Source organism: Actinocorallia populi (genome assembly GCF_002995495.1).
Classification (GTDB): domain Bacteria; phylum Actinomycetota; class Actinomycetes; order Streptosporangiales; family Streptosporangiaceae; genus Actinocorallia; species Actinocorallia populi.
The window spans coordinates 317,289-337,196 of record NZ_PVZV01000001.1; the positions used below are offsets into that span (position 1 = coordinate 317,289).

The 19,908-nt window shown below is 71.3% G+C and carries 24 protein-coding genes; 12 read left to right on the forward strand and 12 right to left on the reverse strand.

Annotated features, from left to right (window positions below):
- Positions 1–113 precede the first annotated feature (113 nt).
- From C2865_RS01630 to C2865_RS01650, 5 genes are all read right to left on the reverse strand, one after another.
- Positions 114–629: a DedA family protein gene (locus C2865_RS01630; protein WP_106396477.1), complete on the reverse strand. Its 516-nt coding sequence runs from the start codon at positions 627–629 to the stop codon at positions 114–116.
- A gap of 254 nt (positions 630–883) precedes the next feature.
- The gene (locus C2865_RS01635) at positions 884–1,306 is read right to left on the reverse strand and encodes a hypothetical protein (RefSeq protein ID WP_106396478.1); all 423 of its coding nucleotides are present in this window, start codon (positions 1,304–1,306) and stop codon (positions 884–886) included.
- A 92-nt stretch (positions 1,307–1,398) separates the two neighbouring features.
- Positions 1,399–2,118: a GAP family protein gene (locus tag C2865_RS01640; protein WP_106396479.1), complete on the reverse strand. Its 720-nt coding sequence runs from the start codon at positions 2,116–2,118 to the stop codon at positions 1,399–1,401.
- A gap of 15 nt (positions 2,119–2,133) precedes the next feature.
- Positions 2,134–2,742 carry a TetR/AcrR family transcriptional regulator gene (locus C2865_RS01645; RefSeq protein WP_106396480.1) on the reverse strand — a complete coding sequence of 203 codons (609 nt, stop codon included), beginning with the start codon at positions 2,740–2,742 and terminating at the stop codon, positions 2,134–2,136.
- Positions 2,743–3,273: 531 nt separating this feature from the next.
- Positions 3,274–3,882: a TetR/AcrR family transcriptional regulator gene (locus C2865_RS01650; protein ID WP_106396481.1), complete on the reverse strand. Its 609-nt coding sequence runs from the start codon at positions 3,880–3,882 to the stop codon at positions 3,274–3,276.
- Positions 3,883–3,961: 79 nt separating this feature from the next.
- Between C2865_RS01650 and C2865_RS01655 the strand changes: the two genes are divergently transcribed.
- Positions 3,962–4,822, forward strand: coding sequence for an SDR family oxidoreductase (locus tag C2865_RS01655; RefSeq protein ID WP_106396482.1), 861 nt, complete (start codon positions 3,962–3,964; stop codon positions 4,820–4,822).
- A 369-nt stretch (positions 4,823–5,191) separates the two neighbouring features.
- On the opposite strand, the gene C2865_RS01660 is transcribed toward C2865_RS01655, so the two are convergent.
- The 3 genes from C2865_RS01660 to C2865_RS01665 form a co-directional block, all read right to left on the reverse strand.
- Positions 5,192–5,869, reverse strand: coding sequence for a maleylpyruvate isomerase N-terminal domain-containing protein (locus C2865_RS01660; RefSeq protein ID WP_269802683.1), 678 nt, complete (start codon positions 5,867–5,869; stop codon positions 5,192–5,194).
- 116 nt (positions 5,870–5,985) lie between these two features.
- Positions 5,986–6,111, reverse strand: a complete 126-nt coding sequence (locus C2865_RS41280; protein ID WP_269802684.1) for a hypothetical protein — start codon at positions 6,109–6,111, stop codon at positions 5,986–5,988.
- Positions 6,108–6,431 (reverse strand): hypothetical protein, encoded by a 324-nt coding sequence (locus tag C2865_RS01665; RefSeq protein ID WP_157963515.1) that lies wholly within the window; start codon positions 6,429–6,431, stop codon positions 6,108–6,110. The genes C2865_RS41280 and C2865_RS01665 overlap by 4 nt, the downstream gene beginning before the upstream one ends.
- Before the next feature lie 129 nt (positions 6,432–6,560).
- On the opposite strand from C2865_RS01665, the gene C2865_RS01670 reads away from it, so the two are divergent.
- Positions 6,561–7,379, forward strand: coding sequence for a helix-turn-helix domain-containing protein (locus C2865_RS01670; RefSeq protein ID WP_157963516.1), 819 nt, complete (start codon positions 6,561–6,563; stop codon positions 7,377–7,379).
- Entirely contained in the window at positions 7,376–7,573 is a 198-nt protein-coding gene (locus C2865_RS01675) for a DUF397 domain-containing protein (RefSeq protein ID WP_106396485.1), read from the forward strand. Before C2865_RS01670 ends, C2865_RS01675 begins: the two co-directional genes overlap by 4 nt.
- Before the next feature lie 270 nt (positions 7,574–7,843).
- On the opposite strand, the gene C2865_RS01680 is transcribed toward C2865_RS01675, so the two are convergent.
- A complete protein-coding gene (locus tag C2865_RS01680; protein ID WP_232835287.1) occupies positions 7,844–8,398 on the reverse strand; it encodes a TetR/AcrR family transcriptional regulator in 555 nt (184 codons plus the stop codon).
- A gap of 66 nt (positions 8,399–8,464) precedes the next feature.
- Between C2865_RS01680 and C2865_RS01685 the strand changes: the two genes are divergently transcribed.
- Positions 8,465–8,863 carry a nuclear transport factor 2 family protein gene (locus C2865_RS01685; RefSeq protein WP_106396487.1) on the forward strand — a complete coding sequence of 133 codons (399 nt, stop codon included), beginning with the start codon at positions 8,465–8,467 and terminating at the stop codon, positions 8,861–8,863.
- A gap of 151 nt (positions 8,864–9,014) precedes the next feature.
- Complete coding sequence (locus C2865_RS01690) at positions 9,015–10,373, forward strand: FAD-binding oxidoreductase (RefSeq protein WP_198652814.1); 1,359 nt, start codon at positions 9,015–9,017, stop codon at positions 10,371–10,373.
- A 13-nt stretch (positions 10,374–10,386) separates the two neighbouring features.
- On the opposite strand, the gene C2865_RS01695 is transcribed toward C2865_RS01690, so the two are convergent.
- Complete coding sequence (locus C2865_RS01695; protein ID WP_106396489.1) at positions 10,387–10,986, reverse strand: TetR/AcrR family transcriptional regulator; 600 nt, start codon at positions 10,984–10,986, stop codon at positions 10,387–10,389.
- A gap of 59 nt (positions 10,987–11,045) precedes the next feature.
- Between C2865_RS01695 and C2865_RS01700 the strand changes: the two genes are divergently transcribed.
- Entirely contained in the window at positions 11,046–12,230 is a 1,185-nt protein-coding gene (locus C2865_RS01700) for an alpha/beta fold hydrolase (RefSeq protein WP_232835288.1), read from the forward strand.
- 187 nt (positions 12,231–12,417) lie between these two features.
- On the opposite strand, the gene C2865_RS01705 is transcribed toward C2865_RS01700, so the two are convergent.
- Positions 12,418–12,864, reverse strand: a complete 447-nt coding sequence (locus C2865_RS01705; protein WP_106396490.1) for a helix-turn-helix domain-containing protein — start codon at positions 12,862–12,864, stop codon at positions 12,418–12,420.
- Positions 12,865–12,950: 86 nt separating this feature from the next.
- Here C2865_RS01705 and C2865_RS01710 point away from each other — a divergent pair, with 86 nt between their 5' ends.
- From C2865_RS01710 to C2865_RS01720, 3 genes are all read left to right on the forward strand, one after another.
- Positions 12,951–13,790, forward strand: a complete 840-nt coding sequence (locus tag C2865_RS01710) for a class I SAM-dependent methyltransferase (RefSeq protein WP_198652815.1) — start codon at positions 12,951–12,953, stop codon at positions 13,788–13,790.
- A gap of 105 nt (positions 13,791–13,895) precedes the next feature.
- Complete coding sequence (locus C2865_RS01715) at positions 13,896–14,315, forward strand: RidA family protein (RefSeq protein WP_106396491.1); 420 nt, start codon at positions 13,896–13,898, stop codon at positions 14,313–14,315.
- 289 nt (positions 14,316–14,604) lie between these two features.
- Positions 14,605–15,501 (forward strand): glycerophosphodiester phosphodiesterase family protein, encoded by an 897-nt coding sequence (locus tag C2865_RS01720; protein ID WP_232835289.1) that lies wholly within the window; start codon positions 14,605–14,607, stop codon positions 15,499–15,501.
- A gap of 53 nt (positions 15,502–15,554) precedes the next feature.
- Here C2865_RS01720 and purD read toward each other — a convergent pair whose 3' ends face one another.
- On the reverse strand, positions 15,555–16,808 hold the full coding sequence (gene purD, locus C2865_RS01725; RefSeq protein WP_106396493.1) for a phosphoribosylamine--glycine ligase: 1,254 nt from the start codon (positions 16,806–16,808) through the stop codon (positions 15,555–15,557).
- A gap of 299 nt (positions 16,809–17,107) precedes the next feature.
- Between purD and C2865_RS01730 the strand changes: the two genes are divergently transcribed.
- From C2865_RS01730 to C2865_RS01740, 3 genes are all read left to right on the forward strand, one after another.
- Positions 17,108–18,193, forward strand: a complete 1,086-nt coding sequence (locus C2865_RS01730; RefSeq protein ID WP_106396494.1) for a magnesium and cobalt transport protein CorA — start codon at positions 17,108–17,110, stop codon at positions 18,191–18,193.
- 79 nt (positions 18,194–18,272) lie between these two features.
- Complete coding sequence (locus C2865_RS01735) at positions 18,273–19,052, forward strand: MOSC domain-containing protein (protein ID WP_106396495.1); 780 nt, start codon at positions 18,273–18,275, stop codon at positions 19,050–19,052.
- On the forward strand, positions 19,049–19,903 hold the full coding sequence (locus C2865_RS01740; protein ID WP_106396496.1) for a phosphoribosylaminoimidazolesuccinocarboxamide synthase: 855 nt from the start codon (positions 19,049–19,051) through the stop codon (positions 19,901–19,903). Before C2865_RS01735 ends, C2865_RS01740 begins: the two co-directional genes overlap by 4 nt.
- The last annotated feature ends 5 nt before the right edge of the window (positions 19,904–19,908 follow it).

Genomic DNA, 19,908 nt, shown 5'->3' on the forward strand with positions numbered 1-19,908 from the left:
ATCCTGTACCGGACTGCGGAAACACCAGGTTTCCGAAGGGACGAGACCACCTGCGGCCGACGCGGAGAACACATACTCGGACGGAAGTCAGCATGGGGTAAGTGCCACGGCAGTCAGAGCGGAAGGGCGGGGGCGGCGGCGAATCCGAGCGCGACGCAGACGGGCGCCCAGAGGGCTCCGGCCACGGTGGACCAGACGAGGTAGCCGCGCAAAGGCGTGCCGCTCATGCCGCACAGGGCCGGGACGAGGGTGCGCAGGACGGCGGTGAAGCGGGCGATCAGCACGGCCTTGCCGCTGTGGCCCGCGATCAGGCGCAGGGCGCGGTCGGTCTGGCCGGGCCTGCGCCAGCGGGCGGGGACGCGGTGCAGCAGCCCCTCCTGCCAGCGGCGGCCCGCCAGGTATCCGGCGAAGTTGCCCGCCACCGCGCCGATCAGCGCGGCCGCGAGGATCGCCGCGAGCGGCACCCGCTGGTGGTAGGCGAGGATCCCGCCGACGACCACGGCCGTCTGCCCGGGGACCACCACTCCGATCAGGGGCAGCGCCGCCTCCAGCGCCGGGATGAGCAGCACCATGGCCAGCGCCCCCCACACCCCGATCGACGCCGCGTTCGCAGCCAGCCACCCCGTCATTTCTGCCCCTCCGCATCGTTTCTTCCGATACGTCAAGACAATCGGATCTTGCTCCGGGAAACCCTCCCCCTGATCTCTCTTTCCGGGGTGGCACCAGTGCCACCCCCGCCCTCCGTCTGCCTTCTCCTCCGCCGCCGGCCGCGGACCCGGCCGCCTTGTCTCCAGGGGTTCCCGGCCCGCATACGGCGAACGTCCGGGGCGGGTGGGCCGCCCCGGACGTTCGCCGCGAGACGCCCTCGCCGTTCGAGCGGAGCTCAGCGGGTCGAGCGGCGCAGGCCCGTGAACTGGAGTTCGGCGTAGGCGGCGACGATGAGGGCCATCAGCAGCATGAAGGCGACGCCCAGACCGGTGAGGGGGACCAGGTCGGTGAGCGCCAGGACCACGAGCCCGGCGGCCGAGAGGGCGTTGCCGCCGATGACGAACGCGACGTGGCGCGGGACGGTGTCCGGGTGGTCGACGACGAGGGCGACGGCCAGCGCCCAGCCCAGCAGGGCGATGCCGAGGGGGACGCCCCAGGCGACGGGCAGGCCGAGCAGGTCCTCGAGCGGCCGTGCCGCGGCGAGCAGGAGGACCCCGGAGGCCGCGGTGCTCACGCTGTCGATCCACAGGACGCGGCGCAGCAGGGGCGAGGCTTCGGCGGTCGCGGGACGGTGAAGCGCTCCGGTCTGCATGCTCATACGAGCCTCCTCGGTCGGAAGCGGGCCTGACCTGGCCCGATGCGAGAAGCGTGCCACCGCACCGTTCACGGCCTCAATAACCCGTCAGGTCATCATCCGGACCAGCCTTGGCCCATCAAGTGGGGGAACCACAACCGCGCGGCGGCGTCCCGGGCGACGAGGAATCCGGCGATGGCGATGATCCAGCCGGTGGCGCCGCCGGCCTTCTCGGTGATCCATGTGTTCATGCGCTGCAAGAGCGGTTCGATCCGGGACCGGGCGGTGACGCGCGCGGTGAGGAGCACCGTGGCGGGAAGCACCATGAGGAGGCAGTAGCCGGCGAGGAGCGCCGCCACCCAAGGGGTGCCGAGCTCCGAGGTGGTGATCATCCCGATGGCGCCGAGGTAGGGCAGCATCGTGGCGACCTCGACCAGGCCCGCGAGGAGGGCCAGTCCCATCAGCCACGCCGTCGACGTGGACTCCGCCGTGGCGCGGTCGCGCCACCGGGAGACGCCGCCGGTCCCTTTGGCGCGCTCGGGGTCGAAACGGAAGCTCCACGCGAACAGGGCGATGCCGATGGCGAGCTGGACCCAGAGCGCGGCGCGGCCGTCCAGTGCCGCGCCCGCGGCGTCGGCGGCCGAGCCGGCGCCGAGCACGACGAGCAGGCCGACGCAGAAGTAGAAGACCGTGATGGCGGCGAGGTAGGCCAGCACCCGTCCGGCCCTGACGCGGCCGGGCGCCAGCAGCAGCCAGACCGGGATGAACAGCGTTCCGATGCTGGTGCCGTCCACCAGGGCGAGACCGGCCAGGGACAGGACCAGTCCAGTGCTCAACGTTGCTCCCGTTCGTCAGGGGGTGGTGAAGATGCGGCCGATGTGGCGGCGGAGCATCCGGCGGGCGGCCTCCTTGGTCACCAGGTCGGGTTCGAGGGCGCGTTGGAGCGCGATGCCGTCGGCGAAGGCCGCGAGCGCGACGGCCTCGTCGCGGGGGTCGAGGGCCGCGTCGACCTGGCCGAGGGAGCGGGCGACCTCGAACGCGTGCTGACACCGGACGCGGATCATCTCGGCGCCCGCGACGTGCCGTTCGCGCAGCACCGGGTGGAACGCCGCCCGTGCGAGGAACGCGAGCCAGATCCGCCCCTCGCCGTCCTGCTCGTCCTCGTCCGCGCTGGCCAGCACGCTCATGCTGCGGAGGAGCCGTTCGTCGATGCCCTCGTGGGCGGTGTCGGCGAGCGCGGCGTCGACGCGTTCGTTCACCAGGTCGGCGAGGTGGTCGAAGGCGAACAGCAGGAGCTCGTCCTTGCTGCGGAAGTAGGTCTGCACCAGGCCGGTGGTGGCCCCCAGCTCACGCGCGATCCGGGGGATGCTCGCCGCGTCCAGCCCCTCGGCGTCCACGACCCGCAGGAGCGCTTCGGCCACCTCGCGGCGGCGCTGCAGGGGGTCGACCCGTCGCGGCATATTTTTAAATTAAGGTCTTAATCTAAAACCGTCAACCGGCGCCGGGGTAGTGCTGGGGCTACCTCCAGGTTGGTGGATCGCCGTGATGCCGGCACCGGGGCGATGGGATCGGCGAGCGCGAGTTCGAGCTGTGCGCCGTCGCGCGTGCCGGAGGCCCTGGAGAAGAACGGCAGCGACAACTTCCTGGTGCCGCGCGGCCTCGTCCCCGCCGCGATGCTCACGGACGCGCCGGCTGAGACCATGGTCCAAGTCGCCCCGGCATGTCGCCGCAGGCGGTCGCCGACCGGATCCGCGCCGCCGGGGTCGGCGAGGTGCGCACCCTCCGGCAGCGGGCCGACGCGTCGGCCGTGAGCGCCGCGCTCGCTGGGCACCGGCCCGCCATCGCGCCTGAGGCAGGGGTCTGCGAGCACCGGGCCCCGGCTCGGCCGGGGGCGAGCCGGGTGATGTTCCGGCCGGTCAGGGTCGCGGCGGAAGTGCGGGACGGCGGCCTCGATGGGTCGAGGCCGTGGACGACCAGGTCGGCCGGGCGGCTCAGGAGGGCGGGTGGGCGGGACCGGTGGGCAGGGTGTCGAGCCAGTGGAGGAGGCGGGCGCCCTCGCGGGTCATGATCTCGGGGTCCCGGAGGGCGTTGGCCAGGAGGGACATGCCCTGGTAGGAGGCGACGAGGGTGAGCGCGAGGTCGTCGGGGGCGGGGAGGGACAGTTCGCGGAACTGGCGTTCCACCCAGTCGAGCAGCAGGCGGATGACCCGGCCGGCCTCCAGGTCCATGCCGCCCTCGGTGCGTTTGTCGAGCTCGACCGCCAGCGTTCCGGTGGGGCAGCCGTACTGAGCCGCGGTCTCCCGCTGGCTCACCCAGGCTTCGACCAGGGCCCTGAGGCGGTCGAGGGGGTCGGGGAGGCGGTCGAGTTCGCCGGTGAGCCGCGCGAGGTGCTCGGAGTGCTCGGCCAGGGCGGCCTGGACCAGCTCGTCCTTGGTCTTGAAGTAGTAGTACACGTTTCCGACGGGGACGTCGGCGGCGCGGGCGATGTCGGCGATGGTGGTGCGCTCCACGCCCTGCTCGTGCAGGACTCTGGCGGCGGCGCCCATCAGGCGCCGCCGCTTGTCGGCTCCCCGTGCCCGGGGTTTCACTGAGTCGGACATCTGACTGACTATAGACAGCCCGCCATGGAGGTGTGCTAGCGTTCTTCTAAGTCAGCCAACTAACTAACAGGAGAACGCAATGATCGTGGTGACAGGGGCGACCGGGAACGTCGGCCGTACGCTGGTGGGTCTGCTGGCGGAGGCGGGCGAGCCGGTGACCGCCGTGTCCAGGAAGATCACCGAATCCGACGTGCCGCGGGGTGTGGCGGCCTTCGCGGCGGACCTGACCGATCCGGCCGGCCTCCGGCCCGCCCTCGAGGGCGCCGACGCGCTGTTCCTGCTGATCTCGGGTGACTTCGTGGCGGCCGCCGACGACCCGAGCGGCGTCATCGACGCCGTCCTCGCCGACGCCGAGGGCGCCGGGGTGAAACGGGTGGTGCTGCTGTCCTCCCAGGGGGTCGCCACCCGGCCGGACTCGCCCTCCCACGGGATCACCGGACGGTCCATCGAGGACGCCGTCCGGCGGTCGGGCGCCGACTGGACGATCCTGCGCCCCGGCGGCTTCGCCTCCAACACCTACGCCTGGGCCGAGTCGATCCGCGCCCGGCGGACGGTCGCCGCGCCGTTCGGCGACGTCGGCCTGCCGTTCATCGACCCGGCCGACATCGCGGAGGTCGCCGCCGCGGTCCTGCGCGGAGACGGGCACACGGGACAGGTCTACGAGCTGACCGGGCCCGCCCCCACCACGCCCCGGCAGCGGGCCGAGGCGATCGGCGCGGCCATCGGCGAACCCGTCCTGTTCGTCGAGCAGACCCGCGAGGAGGCACGCGCGCAGATGCTGCAGTTCATGCCCGAGCCCGTGGTCGAGACCACCTTGGCCATCATCGGCGACCCCACCCCCGCGGAGCTGCGCATCAGCCCCGACGTCGAGCGCGTCCTCGGCCGCGCACCCCGCTCTTTCGCCGAGTGGGCCCGCGACAACGCCGCCGCCTTCCGCTGAGCGGCGCGAGCGCGAAGCCATGGCACACGGTCCGTCGGCCACCGAATGACGTGAGTCGTCGGGCCGGTGTCGGTTTCTTCTCGTGTACGGGTGGGTGCGTTCCGATGCTCGGAAGCGGCGCCTGCCCGTGCCGGGCACCGAGAGGGCGCGGGGCCGGGCCGTCGCGTGCGCCTGTACCGGGTGCGGCGTCCGCCTTACCCCGACGGGATGGTGGCTTCTTCGGCGGTCGCGGTCGGTGTGAGGGGCGGTCATGGCCGATTCGTTCAAGCCCTGGGCGGGTGCGCGTGCGTATGTTGCCGCTCGTGGACTCGCCGGACACCGGCCCGCCACCGCGCTTGGGACAGAGGCCTACGAGCACGGAACCCCGGCTCAGCCGAGGGCGAGCCAGGTGATGTTCCGGTCGGTGAGGGCCCGGGTTTCGGCGGGGGTGAGGGGGAGGCGGCCGGTGGCCTTGCGGAGGAAGGTGGCTCGGTCCCAGCCGTCGGGGCGGGAGGCGCCGCCGAGGAGGAGGTGTTCGACGGCCCGGGCGGCATGCGGGGTCGGCCACGGGGTGCGGGCGAGGGCGGCGGCCAGGTCGAGGCCGTGGAGGGTGAGTTCGACCAGGCGGGTCAGGAGGAAGTCGGCGAGGAGCATGGCGTCGCCGTGGCGGGTGCGGACGACGCGGGGTGCGGGCTCGGCCGCGCAGAGGGCATGGGCCAGCCGCCAGGTGGCGGCGAAGTCCTCGACGAGGTCGGGGGGCGTGGCGTGGGCGGCGGCCTTGGCGCGGGCGAGGGCGACGCGGGCCTGGTCGGTCTGCGGGGAGAAGCGGTCGTCGGGGCGGTAGTAGGCGGCCGCGGAGACCTCGGCACGGGACGGCGCGGGATCGGTGAGCATCGCGGGGAGCCAGGAGATGACGACCGTCAGGTGGCCGACGAGGTCGCGGACGGTCCACGGCTCGCAGGGAGTCGGAAGGTCCCATTCGGCCGGGGTGAAGGTGGTGAGGACGTCTTCGAGTTTCCAGGCTTCGTCATGGAAAGCCTGGATCATCGATTTCTGGGCGGTCTTCATGAGTTTTCCCGCCTTTCGGGGGCTCACCGGGCTGGGTCTTCCCGGCTCCATGGTGCAGATCCCGGGCGATACCCCTCCGGTTCGCCCGAACGACGAAGAAAGCATGGGTGCCGTGCTCACCGGTGCCTGCCCTTCCGCCCGGAGAGGGCGAGAAAGGCCAGGGTCGCGGCCAGGGACAGCACCATCACCATGAGGAGGACGAAGCCGACGGCCCCCATGGCCGTCACCGGTACCTCGTTCATCGGCCGGCCTCCCCCGGGAAGGACACGGACTCCTCCGGACAGGGTTTCCCCGAAGGAGGCGCTTGCAAGCCGGGCTCCCCCGAGACGGGCTCGCACGGCCCGGCCTCCCGCAGGGCGGACTCGATGTCGAGCTGGACGGACAGCTCGTCACGGAGGTCCTCGGCCGAGTCGGCCAGGAGGGTGCAGGCCAGACCGGCGGTGAGCTCGTCGTCGGTGAGGGAGCAGCGGCGGCGGGTCGCCATCCAGCCGCCCGCAGGCAGCACCCGCACCCGCCAGCCCGGATGCCGTTCCCGCAGGTCCTCCAGCATGTGCTCGCCCATGGTCGCGCCCCTTCCAGATCTTTCGCGGTTCAGGGGACCAGGATCGTGACGCGCGGATACTCTCGGCTACATACCGGTCACACCCAGAGTCCCCCCACCCGGGCGTGCAGGACCTACCAGAGGACCCCCATGGCACAAGGCGAACTGGCCCGAGATCCCCTGATCAGGGCGTTCGGCGCGGTGGTGCGCACTCATCGGGAAGCGGCAGGACTGTCTCGCGCCAAACTGGCGGACGCGCTCGGTTGTTCACCGCAGTGGATCGAGAAGATCGAGACGGGAGCACGGCCCCCATCCGAGGCGACTGCGATCGATCTGGACACCTATTTCAAAACGCCTGGCGTCCTCCACGCCATGTGGAAGGAGATCAAGCGATCCGGGAAGGCCGTGGAACTACCACCCGGGTTTCCGGGATTCATGGTTTTGGAATCCAAGGCCCGAGTCATGAGCATCTTCGAGAACATGACCGTCACAGGACTATTCCAGACCCCCGATTACGCCTATGAGATACTTAGTCCCGGCCGTGGGAAGGAGGCCATTGAGGAAGTAATACAGACCCGCCTGGAACGCCAGAAGATCCTTACCAGAAGAAACCCTCCAGAGATCGTCCTCGTCCTCGACGAAACCGCCCTCCATCGCCCTATCGGGGATGCAGCGCTGCGCAGAAAACAACTCGACCACCTGGCATCACTCGCCGAATCCCCCAACATCACCGTCCAGGTCGTCCCCAAGACCAAAGGATCATACGCAGGGATCATGGGGACCTTCACGCTCATGGAATTCGACGATGGACCTCATCTCGTCTATACCGAAGGCCACATCGATGGTCACGTCATAGACCATCCCGAGAAAGTAATGAAATACGGAATCAGATTTAGCCTCATCCGGAGCGCAGCAATGTCAGCCGACGATTCACTAAACCTCATCCGCGCAATTGAGGGCACTCTATGAATCAGAAGAACGAGACGTTCACCACATGGCGCAAAAGCAGCCATAGTGGCGACACCGGCGGCCAATGCGTCGAAGTCACCGCGCTCCCCGGCCAAGTCGGAGTACGCGACTCCAAGAACCCCGACGCCCCCCACCTCACCCTCACCCTCTCCACCTTCCACCAGCTCACCCGGCGGCTCCGCTCCGAGGGATGAACGCGAAGCCATGACACACGGTCCGTCGGTCACCGAATGACGTGGGGCCGTCGGGCCGGTGTCGGGCTCTCCCTCTCGTGTACGGGCGGGAGGTGCCGTTCCGGTGCTCGAAGGTGACGGCTGCCCGCCGTCCGAGGACTTCGCCGAGCGGTGGGAGAGAGCGGGCCTGGACCGGCGTGTGCGTGCTCGGAAGTGCGGCCGGTCGACAGCCGGAGGCGGTCTTTCGGTCTGCTCGCGTGGCGGATGCCGGGGCACCGGCGGGTCGGGCCGTCAGGGTGCCAGGCCCTGGAACAGGGTGGCGAGGGTGCGGCGGCGCAGATCGTCGTCCCAGGCGCCGTGGACCGCGCCCTGGCAGACGGCTCCGAGCAGGGCGACCACCTCGTCCGCTCGTACCTCCGGGCGGACCGTGCCGGCCTGCTGAGAGCGGAGGAGCAGAGCCTGGACGCCGTCGTGGAGCAGGGCGACGGCCTCGGCGACCTGGAAACCGGAGCCGTCACGTGACAACAGGTCGATGACGGTTCGCTTGCGGGCCGCCTGCTCGACCGTCCGGGTGAAGTAGACGAACAGGCCTTCCGCCGCGTCGCCTGCGGCCAGTTCCTCCGCCTGGGCGAGGAGGTCCGCCAGCAGCCGTTTCATGACGGCCTGCAGGAGCTCCGCCTTGGTGGGGAAGTGCCGGAAGACCGTGCCGATCGCAACTCCGGCCCGTGCCGCGACCTCCTCGGTCGAAGCGGTCGCGCCGTGTTCGGCGAACACCTCCTCGGCCGCCGCCAGGATCTTCTCCCGGTTGATCCGCGCGTCCGCGCGCATGCCCTTGGACGTTGACAAGATGAGTCTCCACTCAGCATCATGAAAATGAGCCCCGACTCACCTTAATGGGAAAGGACGTTCACCATGCCGACCCCCCGTGATGTCTTCGAGCACATGCGCCGCCAATGGCTCGGTCCCGTTCCCGGACCCCACGCCGACCTCCTCGCCGACGACGTCGTCATCGAGACGCCCTTCGCCCCACCCGGCCGGCCCTCCCGTATCCAGGGCCGCGAGGCGTTCCTCGCCTACGCCGGTCCCCAGCGCGCCGCCCTCCCCGTCCGCTTCGAGGCCGTCGACGTCCTGGCCGTCCACGACACCGCCGACCCCGAGGTCATCGTCGTCGAATACACCATCACCGGCGCCCTCGGCGAACACCGCGCCACCGCCCCCTTCATCGGCGTCCTACGCGCCCGCGACGGCCTCATCACCCACTGGCGCGAGTACCAGAACCCGCTCGCCCTCGCCCTGCTCTCCGGCGCTTAGCCCCGACCGACGAGCGCGGACGCCTGTCCCACCGCCCTGCCCGCCGAGCCGGTCGATCGGGAGCGGCTTCTCCGGTGTCCGAGCTCGGTGCGCAGGGGGCACGGCCGATTCGTTCAAGCCTCGGGCGGGGCGCGTGCGTATGTTGCCGCTCGTGGACACGGGTGAAGGTGTGGTGCTGCGTCCGGGGGACGCGGGTTATGACGGCGAGCGGCTCGGGTTGAACCGGGCGGTCGGGTCGCGGCCCGCGTACGTGGTCGGGGCGGCCGGGGAACGGGACGTGGTGGACGCGGTGCGGTCGGCCGGCCGGCGGGGGCTGGCCGTGGGGGTGATGGCCACCGGGCACGGGCCGGCGGTGTCCGCCGACGGCGCCGTGCTGGTCAACACGCGGCGCATGGACGGGGTCGCGGTCGACGCGGCGGGCGCCACCGCGTGGGTCGAGGCCGGGGCGCGCTGGGAGCGGGTGCTGGCGCGCACCGCCCCGCACGGGCTGGCGCCGCTGAACGGGTCGAGCCCCCACGTGGGCGCGGTCGGCTACACGACGGGCGGCGGCGCGGGGCTGCTGGGCCGCCGGTTCGGTTTCGCCGCCGACCACGTACGCCGGTTGCGGCTCGTCACCGCCGACGGGCGGCTGCGCGACGTGACGGCCGAGACCGACCCCGACCTGTTCTGGGCGGTACGCGGTGGAAAAGATAACTTCGGCCTGGTCGTGGGCATGGAGATCGACCTCTTCCCCGTTCCGCGGCTGTACGGGGGCGGGCTGTACTTTCCGGGCGAAGCAGCGGCCGAGGTGCTGCACGCCTACTCCGCATGGACCCGGCACGCTCCCGAGGAGCTGGCCTCCTCGGTGCTGCTGGTCCGCAACCCCGACCTGCCCTCCGTCCCCGGGCCGCTGCGCGGACGGTTCGTCATCCACGTCCGCGTCGCCCACAGCGGAGACGCGGCCGAAGGCGAACGGCTGGTGCGGCCGCTGCGCGACCTGGGCCCGACGCTCCTGGACACCGTGCGGGACATGCCCTACGCCCAGGTCGGCTCCATCCACCACGAACCCGTCGCCGAACCGTACGCCGCCGACGACCGCAACCTGCTGCTGCGCGACCTGACCTCCGACGCCGTCGAAGTCATCACCGCGCACGCCGGACCGGACGCCCCGTTCGTCACCGAACTGCGGCACTTCGGCGGCGCCTACGCCCGTCCGCCACGCGTCCCGAACTGCGTAGGCGGCCGCGACGCCGCGTTCTCCCTCTTCACCGGCTCCACCACGCGGCCCGCGGCCCTCAAGCGGCGCGAGGACCTGCTCACCCGCATGCGCCCGTGGAGCACCGGGAACACCAACCTCAACCTCGCCGGCATCCAGGACACCGGCCCGGACCGGGTGGCCGCCGCCTACACCCCGGCCGACTTCGACCGCCTCTCCGCGCTCAAGGCCCGCTACGACCCTGAGAACACCTTCCGGATCAACTTCAACATCCCACCCATGAAGGAAGCCCCCGCACCCCGCCTCCCGCTGTGAGGAGTGGCGGGCCTCAGGTGAAGAGCGCGGTTTCCAGCATCGTGACGAGGGCTTCGGCGGCGGCCTCGGTGTCGTAGGCGGCGTCCTGGAGGCGTTCGCCGATGATCGCGTCGATCGCGCCGCCGACGATGAGCGCGAGTGTGCGGGGGTCCGTTCCCGGGGCGAGGCCGCGGGCCTCGCGGGCGCTCCGCAGGAGGGCGGCGAGCGGCCTCCAGCGGGCCTCCGCGTCGGGGCGGTCGACATTGATCATCGCCTCGATGATCATCCGGGCGTGGTCCGGGTGCTCGGTCAGGTGGCCGATCATCCGCCGCACGTAGGCGGCCGGGGCCCGGTCGGCCGGGGCGGCGTCGACCGCCGCCCCCACGTCGGCCACCAGCGCGTTCAGGACGTGCGCGTGCGCCGCCGCCACGACGGCGTCCTTGGAGGCGAAGTGGTAGAGCACCGCGCCCTTGGTGAGCCCCGCGGCCTGCGCGATCCGCGCCAGCGAGGCGGCGGCGTATCCGCGCTCGGCCACCAGGTCGACCGTGACCCCGATGAGCTGGTCGCGCCGCGCCTGCTCGATGAAGCTGAGCGGCCTGTCCCCGGTGCCCGAGGGTGTTCGCCTCACTGCCATGGGGACGAAGTTACCCCATCTTCACATATTCTCTGACCATGAGGTCAAAAATATGACCGGTGTTCAGCACGGAGGGACCGATGGACGGCGTCGAGCAGAGCGGACCAGGCGAGCAGGCCCGGCAGGCCGAGCCGGGCCGGCGGGCCGAGCAAGCCGGACGGGAGCGGCAAGCCGAGCGACCCGGGCAAGCCGAGCGGGACCAGCAGGACCAGCAGGACCAACGGACCGTTCAGGACCGGCAGGCCGGTGAGGCGGTGCGGGCGGCCGCTCGGGCGGACCGCGGGCGCCGTCGCTGGCGGGTGTTGAAGATCTCGGCCGCCGTCGCCGCCGTGGCGGTCGTGGCGCTGGCCTTCGCCCTGCGCAAGCCGTCGCCCGTGGGGCACTGGAACGGCGCCGAGGGCCACGCGGACTTCATGGCCGCCTACGACAGGGCGATGGCGGACATGCCGCGGGCCGCCGAGACGATCGACGTGCGCACCGGTTTCGGGTTCGTGCGGGCCTACCGGTACGAGGGTTCCTCCGACCGTGCCGAACCGCTCGTGCTGCTGCCCGGGAGGGCGTCCGCGTCACCAGTGTGGGCGGACAACCTGCCGCGCCTGCTGGAGATCGGCGACGTCTACACGATCGACCTGCTGGGCGAGCCGGGCAAGAGCGTGCAGGAGGCGCCGATCACCTCCGACGCCGACCAGGCCGCGTGGCTGGACCAGGTGCTCGCGCACCTGCCGGAGAAGTCCTTCCACGTGGTCGGGCTGTCGATCGGCGGCTGGACGGCCGCCAACCTCGCCGTCCACAGGCCGCGGCACGTCGCCACGCTGACGCTGATCGACCCCGTGTACACGTTCTCGAACATCCCGATCGGCACGGCGGTCCGCGCCATCCCCGCCTCCGTGCCGTGGCTGCCGAAGTCCTGGCGCGACTCGTTCAACTCCTACACCGCGGGCGGCGCTCCCGTGGAGGACGTGCCGGTCGCGGACATGATCGAGTCCGGCATGAAGAACTACACGCTGCACCTGCCCCAGCCCTCGCTCATCGACGAGAAGGCGCTGGGCCGCCTGACGATGCCGGTGCTGGCGATCCTGGCCGGCGAGTCGGTGATGCACGACGTCGAGGCCTCTCCCGAGGTCGCCGAACGCGCGCTCCGGAACGGAACGGTGAAGCTCTACCCGAACGCCTCACACGCGATCAACGGCGAACACCCGAACGAGATCGCCGCCGACATCGCCGCGTTCCTCGACGCCCGCTGACCCGATCCCGGCCCCGCGAGACCGACCGCGACGACCACAGCCAGGCCACGCCGTCACCGCACTCCTCGGCTTCCGCTGAACAACCCCCGGCCCGCGAGACCAGCCGCAGCGACCGGGACCAGGCCACACCGTCTCCGCGGCTCCCGCCGAGCGGCTCCCGAACCCGCCGCAGCGGCCGGGCCAGGGCCTACGTGGCTCTTCGGGCGGGACGGCGGAGCGGGGTTCTGGGCGGGGGTTCGAGGGTGCCGGAGGCGGCGGAGCGCAGGAAGTCCTGGAAGGTGGGGCATTCCAGGTGGGTGGGGGCGGGGCAGGCGGCGGCGTGGCGGAGGCCGTCGCGCAGGGCGGTGAGCCTGGCGACCGTCTCGTCCAGTTCCTGCGCCTTGGCTGCGAGCATCTCCCGGTCGATGTGCGGTCGGCCGTCCGGGGCGAACATGCGGGCCATCTCGTCGAGGGAGAAACCGGCGGTGCGGCCCAGGCGGATCAGCGCCAGGCGCTCCAGCACGGCCGGGCCGAACCGGCGGCGCAGGCCGTGCCTGCCGCTGGAGGCGATCAGGCCCTTCTCCTCGTAGAAGCGCAGGGTCGAAACGGCGAGGCCGGTGCGGCGCGCCACTTCGGCGATGTCCAGATCCGTCATGCTCTTGACCTCAAGTCGACTTGAGGTGGCACGGTTGCACCTCCGGCAGGGAAAAGCAACCACGAGAACCAGGACGGGAGACGAACGTGGACACCACGCGCACGAGCGAGGACCAGAGCGCACGCTGGAACGGGCCGTCCGGGCAGGTCTGGACCGAGTTCCAGGCGATGATGGACGAGATGTTCCGGGACTTCGAGGAGATCCTCGTCGAGGCCGCCGGGCCCTGGGGACGGGTGCTCGACGTCGGCTGCGGCACCGGCGGCACGACGGTGGCCATCGCGCGGCGGCTCGGCGAGAAGGGGCACTGCACGGGCGTCGACATCTCCGGCCCGATGGTCGAGGCCGCGCGGGCCCGCGCCGAACGCGAGCACGTGCGGGCCGAGTTCGTCCAGGCCGACGCGCAGGACCACGCGTTCGAGCCGGCCTCCTTCGACACGATCGTCTCGCGCTTCGGCGTCATGTTCTTCGGCGACTCCGTCCGCGCCTTCACGAACCTGCGGCATGCCGCGAAGGACGGGGCCCGGCTCCGCCTCATCGTCTGGCGCGGGGCCGAGGACAACCCCTTCATGACGACGGCCGAACGCGCCGCGGCCCCGCTCCTGCCGGGCATCCCCGCCCGCGTCCCGGACGCGCCGGGGCAGTTCGGCTTCGCGAACCGCGACAGGGTCCACCGCATCCTGGAGGAGAGCGGCTGGTCCGGCATCGGCATCCAGCCGATCGACGTGACCTGCGCCTTCCCCGAGAGCGAGCTGACCGGCTACTTCACCCGCTTCGGACCGCTGGGCCAGGTGCTTCCCGACGCGGACGAGCGGACCCGCGAGCAGGTCGTCGAAGCGGTCCGCGGCGCGTTCGCCCCCTACGTGCGCGGCACGGAGGTCCGCTTCACCGCCGCATGCTGGCTGGTCGACGCCCGCCGGAACGGATAGCTTCAAGACGATCATGGGCACGGGGCCGGTCTCCGGCCCGTGATCCGTCGTTCCGCCCGCGGGCCCTCCCGCGGCCCGCGGGCCTCCCCTCGAAAGGAGACACCCATGGCGAAGACCGTGACCCTGATCCGCTCGGGCAGGCTGTCCGACGTCGCCGAATACGCGTACGCGGCCACCGCTCCCGCCGACGCGCGGCTGGTCTACCTCGCCGGCGCCTGCCCCCTGAACGCCGACGGCACCACGGCCGCCATCGGCGACTACGCCGGCCAGGCCGCCAAGGCCGTGGAGAACCTGCGCATCGCCCTGGAGGACGCCGGGGCCTCGCTCGAAGACGTCATAGGCACCCGGGTCCTCGTCGCGTCCACGCGGCAGAGCGACCTCGTCACCGCCTGGGAGGTCGTGCGCGGCGCGTTCGGCGAGCACGACGTGCCCAGCACCCTCTTCGGCGTCACCGTCCTCGGCTACGACCACCAGCTCGTCGAGATCGAGGCCGTCGCCGCCGTCCGGGACCTGCCCGCCACCTGAGAGCCGGGCGGGGCCCGTGCGGCCCCACCCGTACAGATGCCTTTACCGGCGTCAGAAATTCATTCACGGAGAGTGATGAGGTGAGCCGGGCCACGGGGGGCGCCAACTTTTGAGGGACGTTGGGGGTGTTGTGCCTCACAACACACGGTCAATCGGGTGAACACGGGCATGGAGGTGTTGGGAGGGCCCCTAGCCTGTGGGGCCATAAGGGTTGTTCTTGGAACAACCACCGGTTTGAGCGGGGGTCTGGCCCATTACTCTCCGTACGTTTTCCCCTTTCCTGCGCAGGGTGGAGCTCCAGGGCCACCGGGGGGCGCGCGGGCTGCGGCCCGAGAACACGCTGCCCGGCATCGCGCACGCGCTCGCCCTCGGCGTCGACGCGGTCGAGTTCGACGTGGGGCTGACCGCCGACGGCGCGGTCGTCGTGCACCACGACCAGACGCTCTCGGCGCTGACGTCCGTGGACGGGGCCCCCGCCGAGCCCGGCGACCCGATGTGGCCCTATGTGGGGCGGCGCATCCGGGAGCTGACGCTGGCGCAGGTCAAGACCGTCGACTCGGGGGTGCGGCGGCCCGACGACCCGCTGGACCCCTTCACGCTGACGCAGCTCCCGCTGCCGGGGACCCCCGTGGCGACCCTGCAGGAGGTGTGCCGGCTGATCCGGTGCGCGCCCACGGTGCGGCTCTGCGTAGAGCTGAAGACCGACCCGTCCTGGCCCGACGCCGAGGTCGGGGAGTTCACCGCCACCGTGGTGCGCGTGCTGAACGAGCACGGGCTGCTCAGCCGGTCGCGGCTGCTGGGGTTCGACTGGCGGTTCCTCAAGCACGCGCGGCGGCTCGCCCCCAGGCTGGGCCGGGTGGCGCTGGCGGAGCCGCCGACGCTCGCCCCGGAATGGCTCGCGGGAACCGATCCCGGCCATCCCGTGGTCTCGGCCTTCGCGGCGGGGGCGACCGTCTACTCCCCGCAGTACACGATCCTCGACGAGGACGTCGTCAAGGAGTCCGCCGAACTCGGAATGCCGGTGACCGTCTGGACGGTGAACGATTCCGAGGAGATGGAGCGGTTCATCCGGATGGGGGTTTCGGCGATCGTCTCGGATTATCCGGATCAGCTGCGCATCGTCGCCAGAAAGCAGGGGCTGAATCTGCCCCGGCGTTACCGGACGCGGGAAGCCGTCTTCTTCTGAGCCTTGGGAAAAGCCCCGGCCGTGTGCGCACGGCCGGGGCTTTTCCCGCGGATTCAGATACGGCCTTCGGCCGCCTTGAGAGCGATGTCGGCGCGGTGGTGCGACCCGCGCAACGAGATCCTCGCGACCGCCTCGTAGGCGCGGCTGCGCGCCTCGGCGAGGTCCGCGCCGGTGCCCATCACCGACAGCACGCGCCCGCCGTTGCTGACGAGCACGTCGTTCTCGTCGAGCGCGGTGCCCGCGTGCAGGACGTACGCGCCCTCCACCGCCTCGGCTTCCGCCAGGCCCTCGATGGCGTCGCCCTTCACCGGGTTCGCCGGGTAGCCGTCCGCGGCCACGACGATCGTCACGGCCGAGCCGGGCTTCCACTCCAGCTTGGTGTCGGGGGCGAGGTTGCCGATGGCGCAGGACTGCAGGAGCAGGCCCAGCGGGGACGCCAGCCGGTCCAGGACGACCTGCGTCTCCGGGTCGCCGAACCGCGCGTTGAACTCGATCACCCGCACCCCGCGCGACGTGAGCGCCAGGCCCGCGTAGAGCACGCCCACGTACGGGCTGTTGCGGCGGCGCAGCTCGTCGATCGTCGGCTGGACGACGGTGCGCATCACCTCGTCGACCATGCCCTCGGGGACCCACGTCAGCGGCGTGTAGGCGCCCATGCCGCCGGTGTTGGGGCCCTCGTCGCCGTCGAGCGCGCGCTTGAAGTCCTGGGCGGGCAGCAGCGGCACCGCGTGCTCGCCGTCGGACAGGGCGAACAGGGAGACCTCGGGACCGTCCAGGTACTCCTCGATCACCACGCGCTCGCAGCTCAGCGCGTGCGCGAGCGCCTCGGCCCGGTCAGCGGTGACCACGACGCCCTTGCCCGCGGCCAGCCCGTCGTCCTTGACCACGTACGGGGGGCCGAAGACGTCCAGGGCCTGCTCGATCTGGCCGGCGTCGTCGCACACGAACGCGCGGGCCGTCGGCACCCCGGCGACCTGCATGATCTCCTTGGCGAACGCCTTGGAGCCCTCGATGCGGGCCGGGCCCGCGTCGGGCCCGAAGCAGGGGATGCCCTCGCGGCGCACCGCGTCGGCGACCCCGGCCACCAGGGGGGCCTCGGGTCCGATCACCACGAGGTTGATCCTCAGCCGGACGGCCAGTTCGACCACGGCTATCGGGTCGGTGGGGTCCAGTACGTGGTTCTCGGCCGACGCCGCCGTTCCGGGGTTGCCGGGGGCGCAGAACAGCGCGGTCACGGAGGGGTCTTGGGCAAGGGATCGGACCAGGGCGTGCTCGCGGCCGCCGGATCCGAGAACAAGGACGCGCACGTTGGTTGAGCCTATCTCGCCGTGGGTGTGAACCTTGACGTTGACCGGTACGTCTTAAGTGTCAGCTGCTAACCTGGCAGAAGTTCGTGGCCCTGTCCCCCAGCCGAGAGGAGGTGGCCGGAATGAGTACTGGTGATCCATGCAGTACCAGCGAAATGCCTCATCATCCGCAGTCCACCTCTTGCAGGGGTCCGGTCACGCCCGCGCTGCGCTCCTTCCGATAATCGGAGGTCGAGCGCCGCTTTCGGCGTTTTTGCCTTGATGGTCCGGGTCCCCCGTCCTGCGTGAAGGAGCCCGTCATGGCCATGACCAAGGTGCCCGGCTTGTCCCTGTTCGGACGCAGCCCCAAGCCCGTCGCCTGCGACCCGGTGGTCCGCCGCGGCAGCGCGGTGATCGACTGGGCCGTCTACATCGACGGCCACCGCGTGGTGACCGAGAGCGTCGCCGACGCGATCCGCCTCGTGCGGGACGGCGAGCTGTTCGTCCCGCGGGACACCGAGTCGCCCGGGTTCGTCTGGGTGGGCCTGCACAACCCCGAGTCCAGCGAGCTGGAGCGGCTCGCCGAGCTGTTCGGGCTGCCCGAGCTGGCCGTCGAGGACGCCATCAACGCCCACCAGCGCCCCAAGCTGGAGCGGTACGACGACATGCAGTTCTTCGTCCTGAAGACCGCCGGTTACGTCGACAGGGACGGCGTCGACTCGGTCGAGACCGGCGAGATCATGGTCTTCTGCGGGCCGGACTTCGTGGTGACCGTCCGCCACGGCGCGCACGCCGAGCTCGCGTCCGTCCGCCGCCGCCTGGAGGCCGACCCCGAGCGCCTGGCGCTGGGCCCCACCAGCGTCCTGCACGCGGTCGCCGACCGGGTCGTGGACGGCTACCTGTCGGTCTCCGAGGCCGTCCAGCAGGACGTCGACGAGGTCGAGGAGTCCGTCTTCTCCCCCGAGCGCACCAACGACACCAACCGCATCTACCACCTCAAGCGCGAGACCATCCAGCTCAAGCGCGCCGTCGGCCCCCTGGCCGCCCCCCTGCGCACCCTGTGCAACCGCCGCTCGGTCCCCCTGGAGATCCGCGAGTACCTCCGCGACGTCGAGGACCACCTCACCCGCGTCCGCGAGCAGGTGGACGCCTGCGACGAGCTCCTGAACCCCATCCTGCAGGCGCACATGACCCAGGTGACCGTCGGCGACAACCAGGACATGCGCAAGATCTCCGCCTGGGGCGCCATCCTCATGCTCCCCACCGCCATAGCCGGCATCTACGGCATGAACTTCGACCACATGCCCGAACTCGGCTGGGTCTACAGCTACCCGGCCGTCATCGCCGTCATCGCCACCGGCTGCCTCCTCCTCTACCGCGGCTTCCGCCGCAACGGCTGGCTCTGACCAGGCACGGAGCGGGTCGACTACCGTGTGAAGGGTCGGCGGTGTGGCCGATCCGAGGGCCGAGGGAGAAGGACCGCGCATGGGCACGCTGGTCGCGTTGAACGTTCATCCGCTGAAGAGCGGGGCGGGGATCCCGCTGACGGAGGCGGTGCTGACGCCCAGGGGGCTGCTGCACGACCGGGAGTTCATGCTGGTCGACGCGGAGGGCGCGTTCCTGTCGCAGCGGAAGCACCCCCGCATGGCCCTGCTGCGGACGGCCTACGACGGCGAGGTGCTGAGCGTCAACGAGTTCGTCCACAAGGCCGTGGACGACGGAGGCGTCCGGGAGGTCACCGTCCACGGCAGGCCGTGCCTCGGAGTGGAGCAGGGGGACGAGGCCGCGGCCTACTTCTCCGACTTCCTCGGGCTGGAGTGCCGCCTGGTGCGGTTCACGGGGCACCGTGCGACGCGGCGCGGCGAGGGCGAGCTGGCCTTCGCCGACGGGTACCCGCTGCTGGTGGTCTCGCAGGAGTCCCTCGACGACCTGAACGGCCACCTGGACGAGCCCGTGCCGATGAACAGGTTCCGGCCGAACCTGGTGTTCTCCGGGCTGGGGGCGTTCGGGGAGGACGGCGTCGGGCGGCTGCGGGTCGGCGAGACCGAGATCGAGCTCATCAAGCCGTGCGGGCGGTGCGTGATCACGACCGTCGACCAGGAGACCGGGGTGAAGGGGCGGCAGCCGCTGGCCGCGCTGGCCCGCTACCGGGCCCGGGAGTTCGAAGGTCAGCGGCAGGCGATGTTCGGGCAGAACGCGATCCCCCGGACGACCGGTAACCTCAAGGTCGGCGACCCGGTGGAAGTTCTGGAGTACAAGGCGTGAAGCACCTGCACAGCGGCAAGGTCCGTGACCTCTACGAGCTGCCGGGCGGTGAACTGCTCATCGTCGCGCGCGACTCGATCTCGGCCTACGACCACGTGTTGAAGACGCCGATCCCCGACAAGGGCAGGGTGCTCACGCAGCTGTCCCTGTGGTGGTTCGAGCAGCTGGCCGACGTCGTGCCCAACCACGTGGTCTCCACCGAGCTGCCCGAAGGCGCTCCCGCGGAGTGGGCGGGGCGTGCCGTCGTCGTCAAGAAGCTCGACATGGTGCCCGTGGAGTGCGTGGCGCGCGGCTACCTGACCGGCGGCGGGCTCAAGGAGTACCGCCAGAGCGGCTCGGTGTGCGGGGTGGCGCTGCCGGAGGGCCTGGTGGACGGCTCGCGGCTGCCCGAACCGGTCTTCACGCCGACCACCAAGGCGGCGGTCGGCGCCCACGACGAGCCGATGAGCTTCCCCGAGGTCGAGCGGGCCGTCGGCGCGGAGCTCGCGGCGCAGTTGCGCCGGATCACCCTGGAGGTCTACCGGCGCGGCGCGGAGCTCGCCCGCGACCGCGGCGTGATCGTCGCCGACACCAAGATCGAGCTGGGACTGCGCGACGGAGGGCTGGTACTGGGCGACGAGGTGCTCACACCCGACTCCTCCCGGTTCTGGCCCGCCGACGACTGGGAGCCCGGCCGTTCCCAGAAGTCCTTCGACAAGCAGTTCGTCCGCGACTGGCTGGTCTCCCCCGAGTCCGGCTGGGACCCGGCCTCCGGCGCCGAGCCGCCCGTGCTGCCCGAGCACATCGTCGAGCAGACCCGCGCCAAGTACGTCGAGGCCTACGAGCGGCTCACCGGCCGCACCTGGATCTGAGCGGC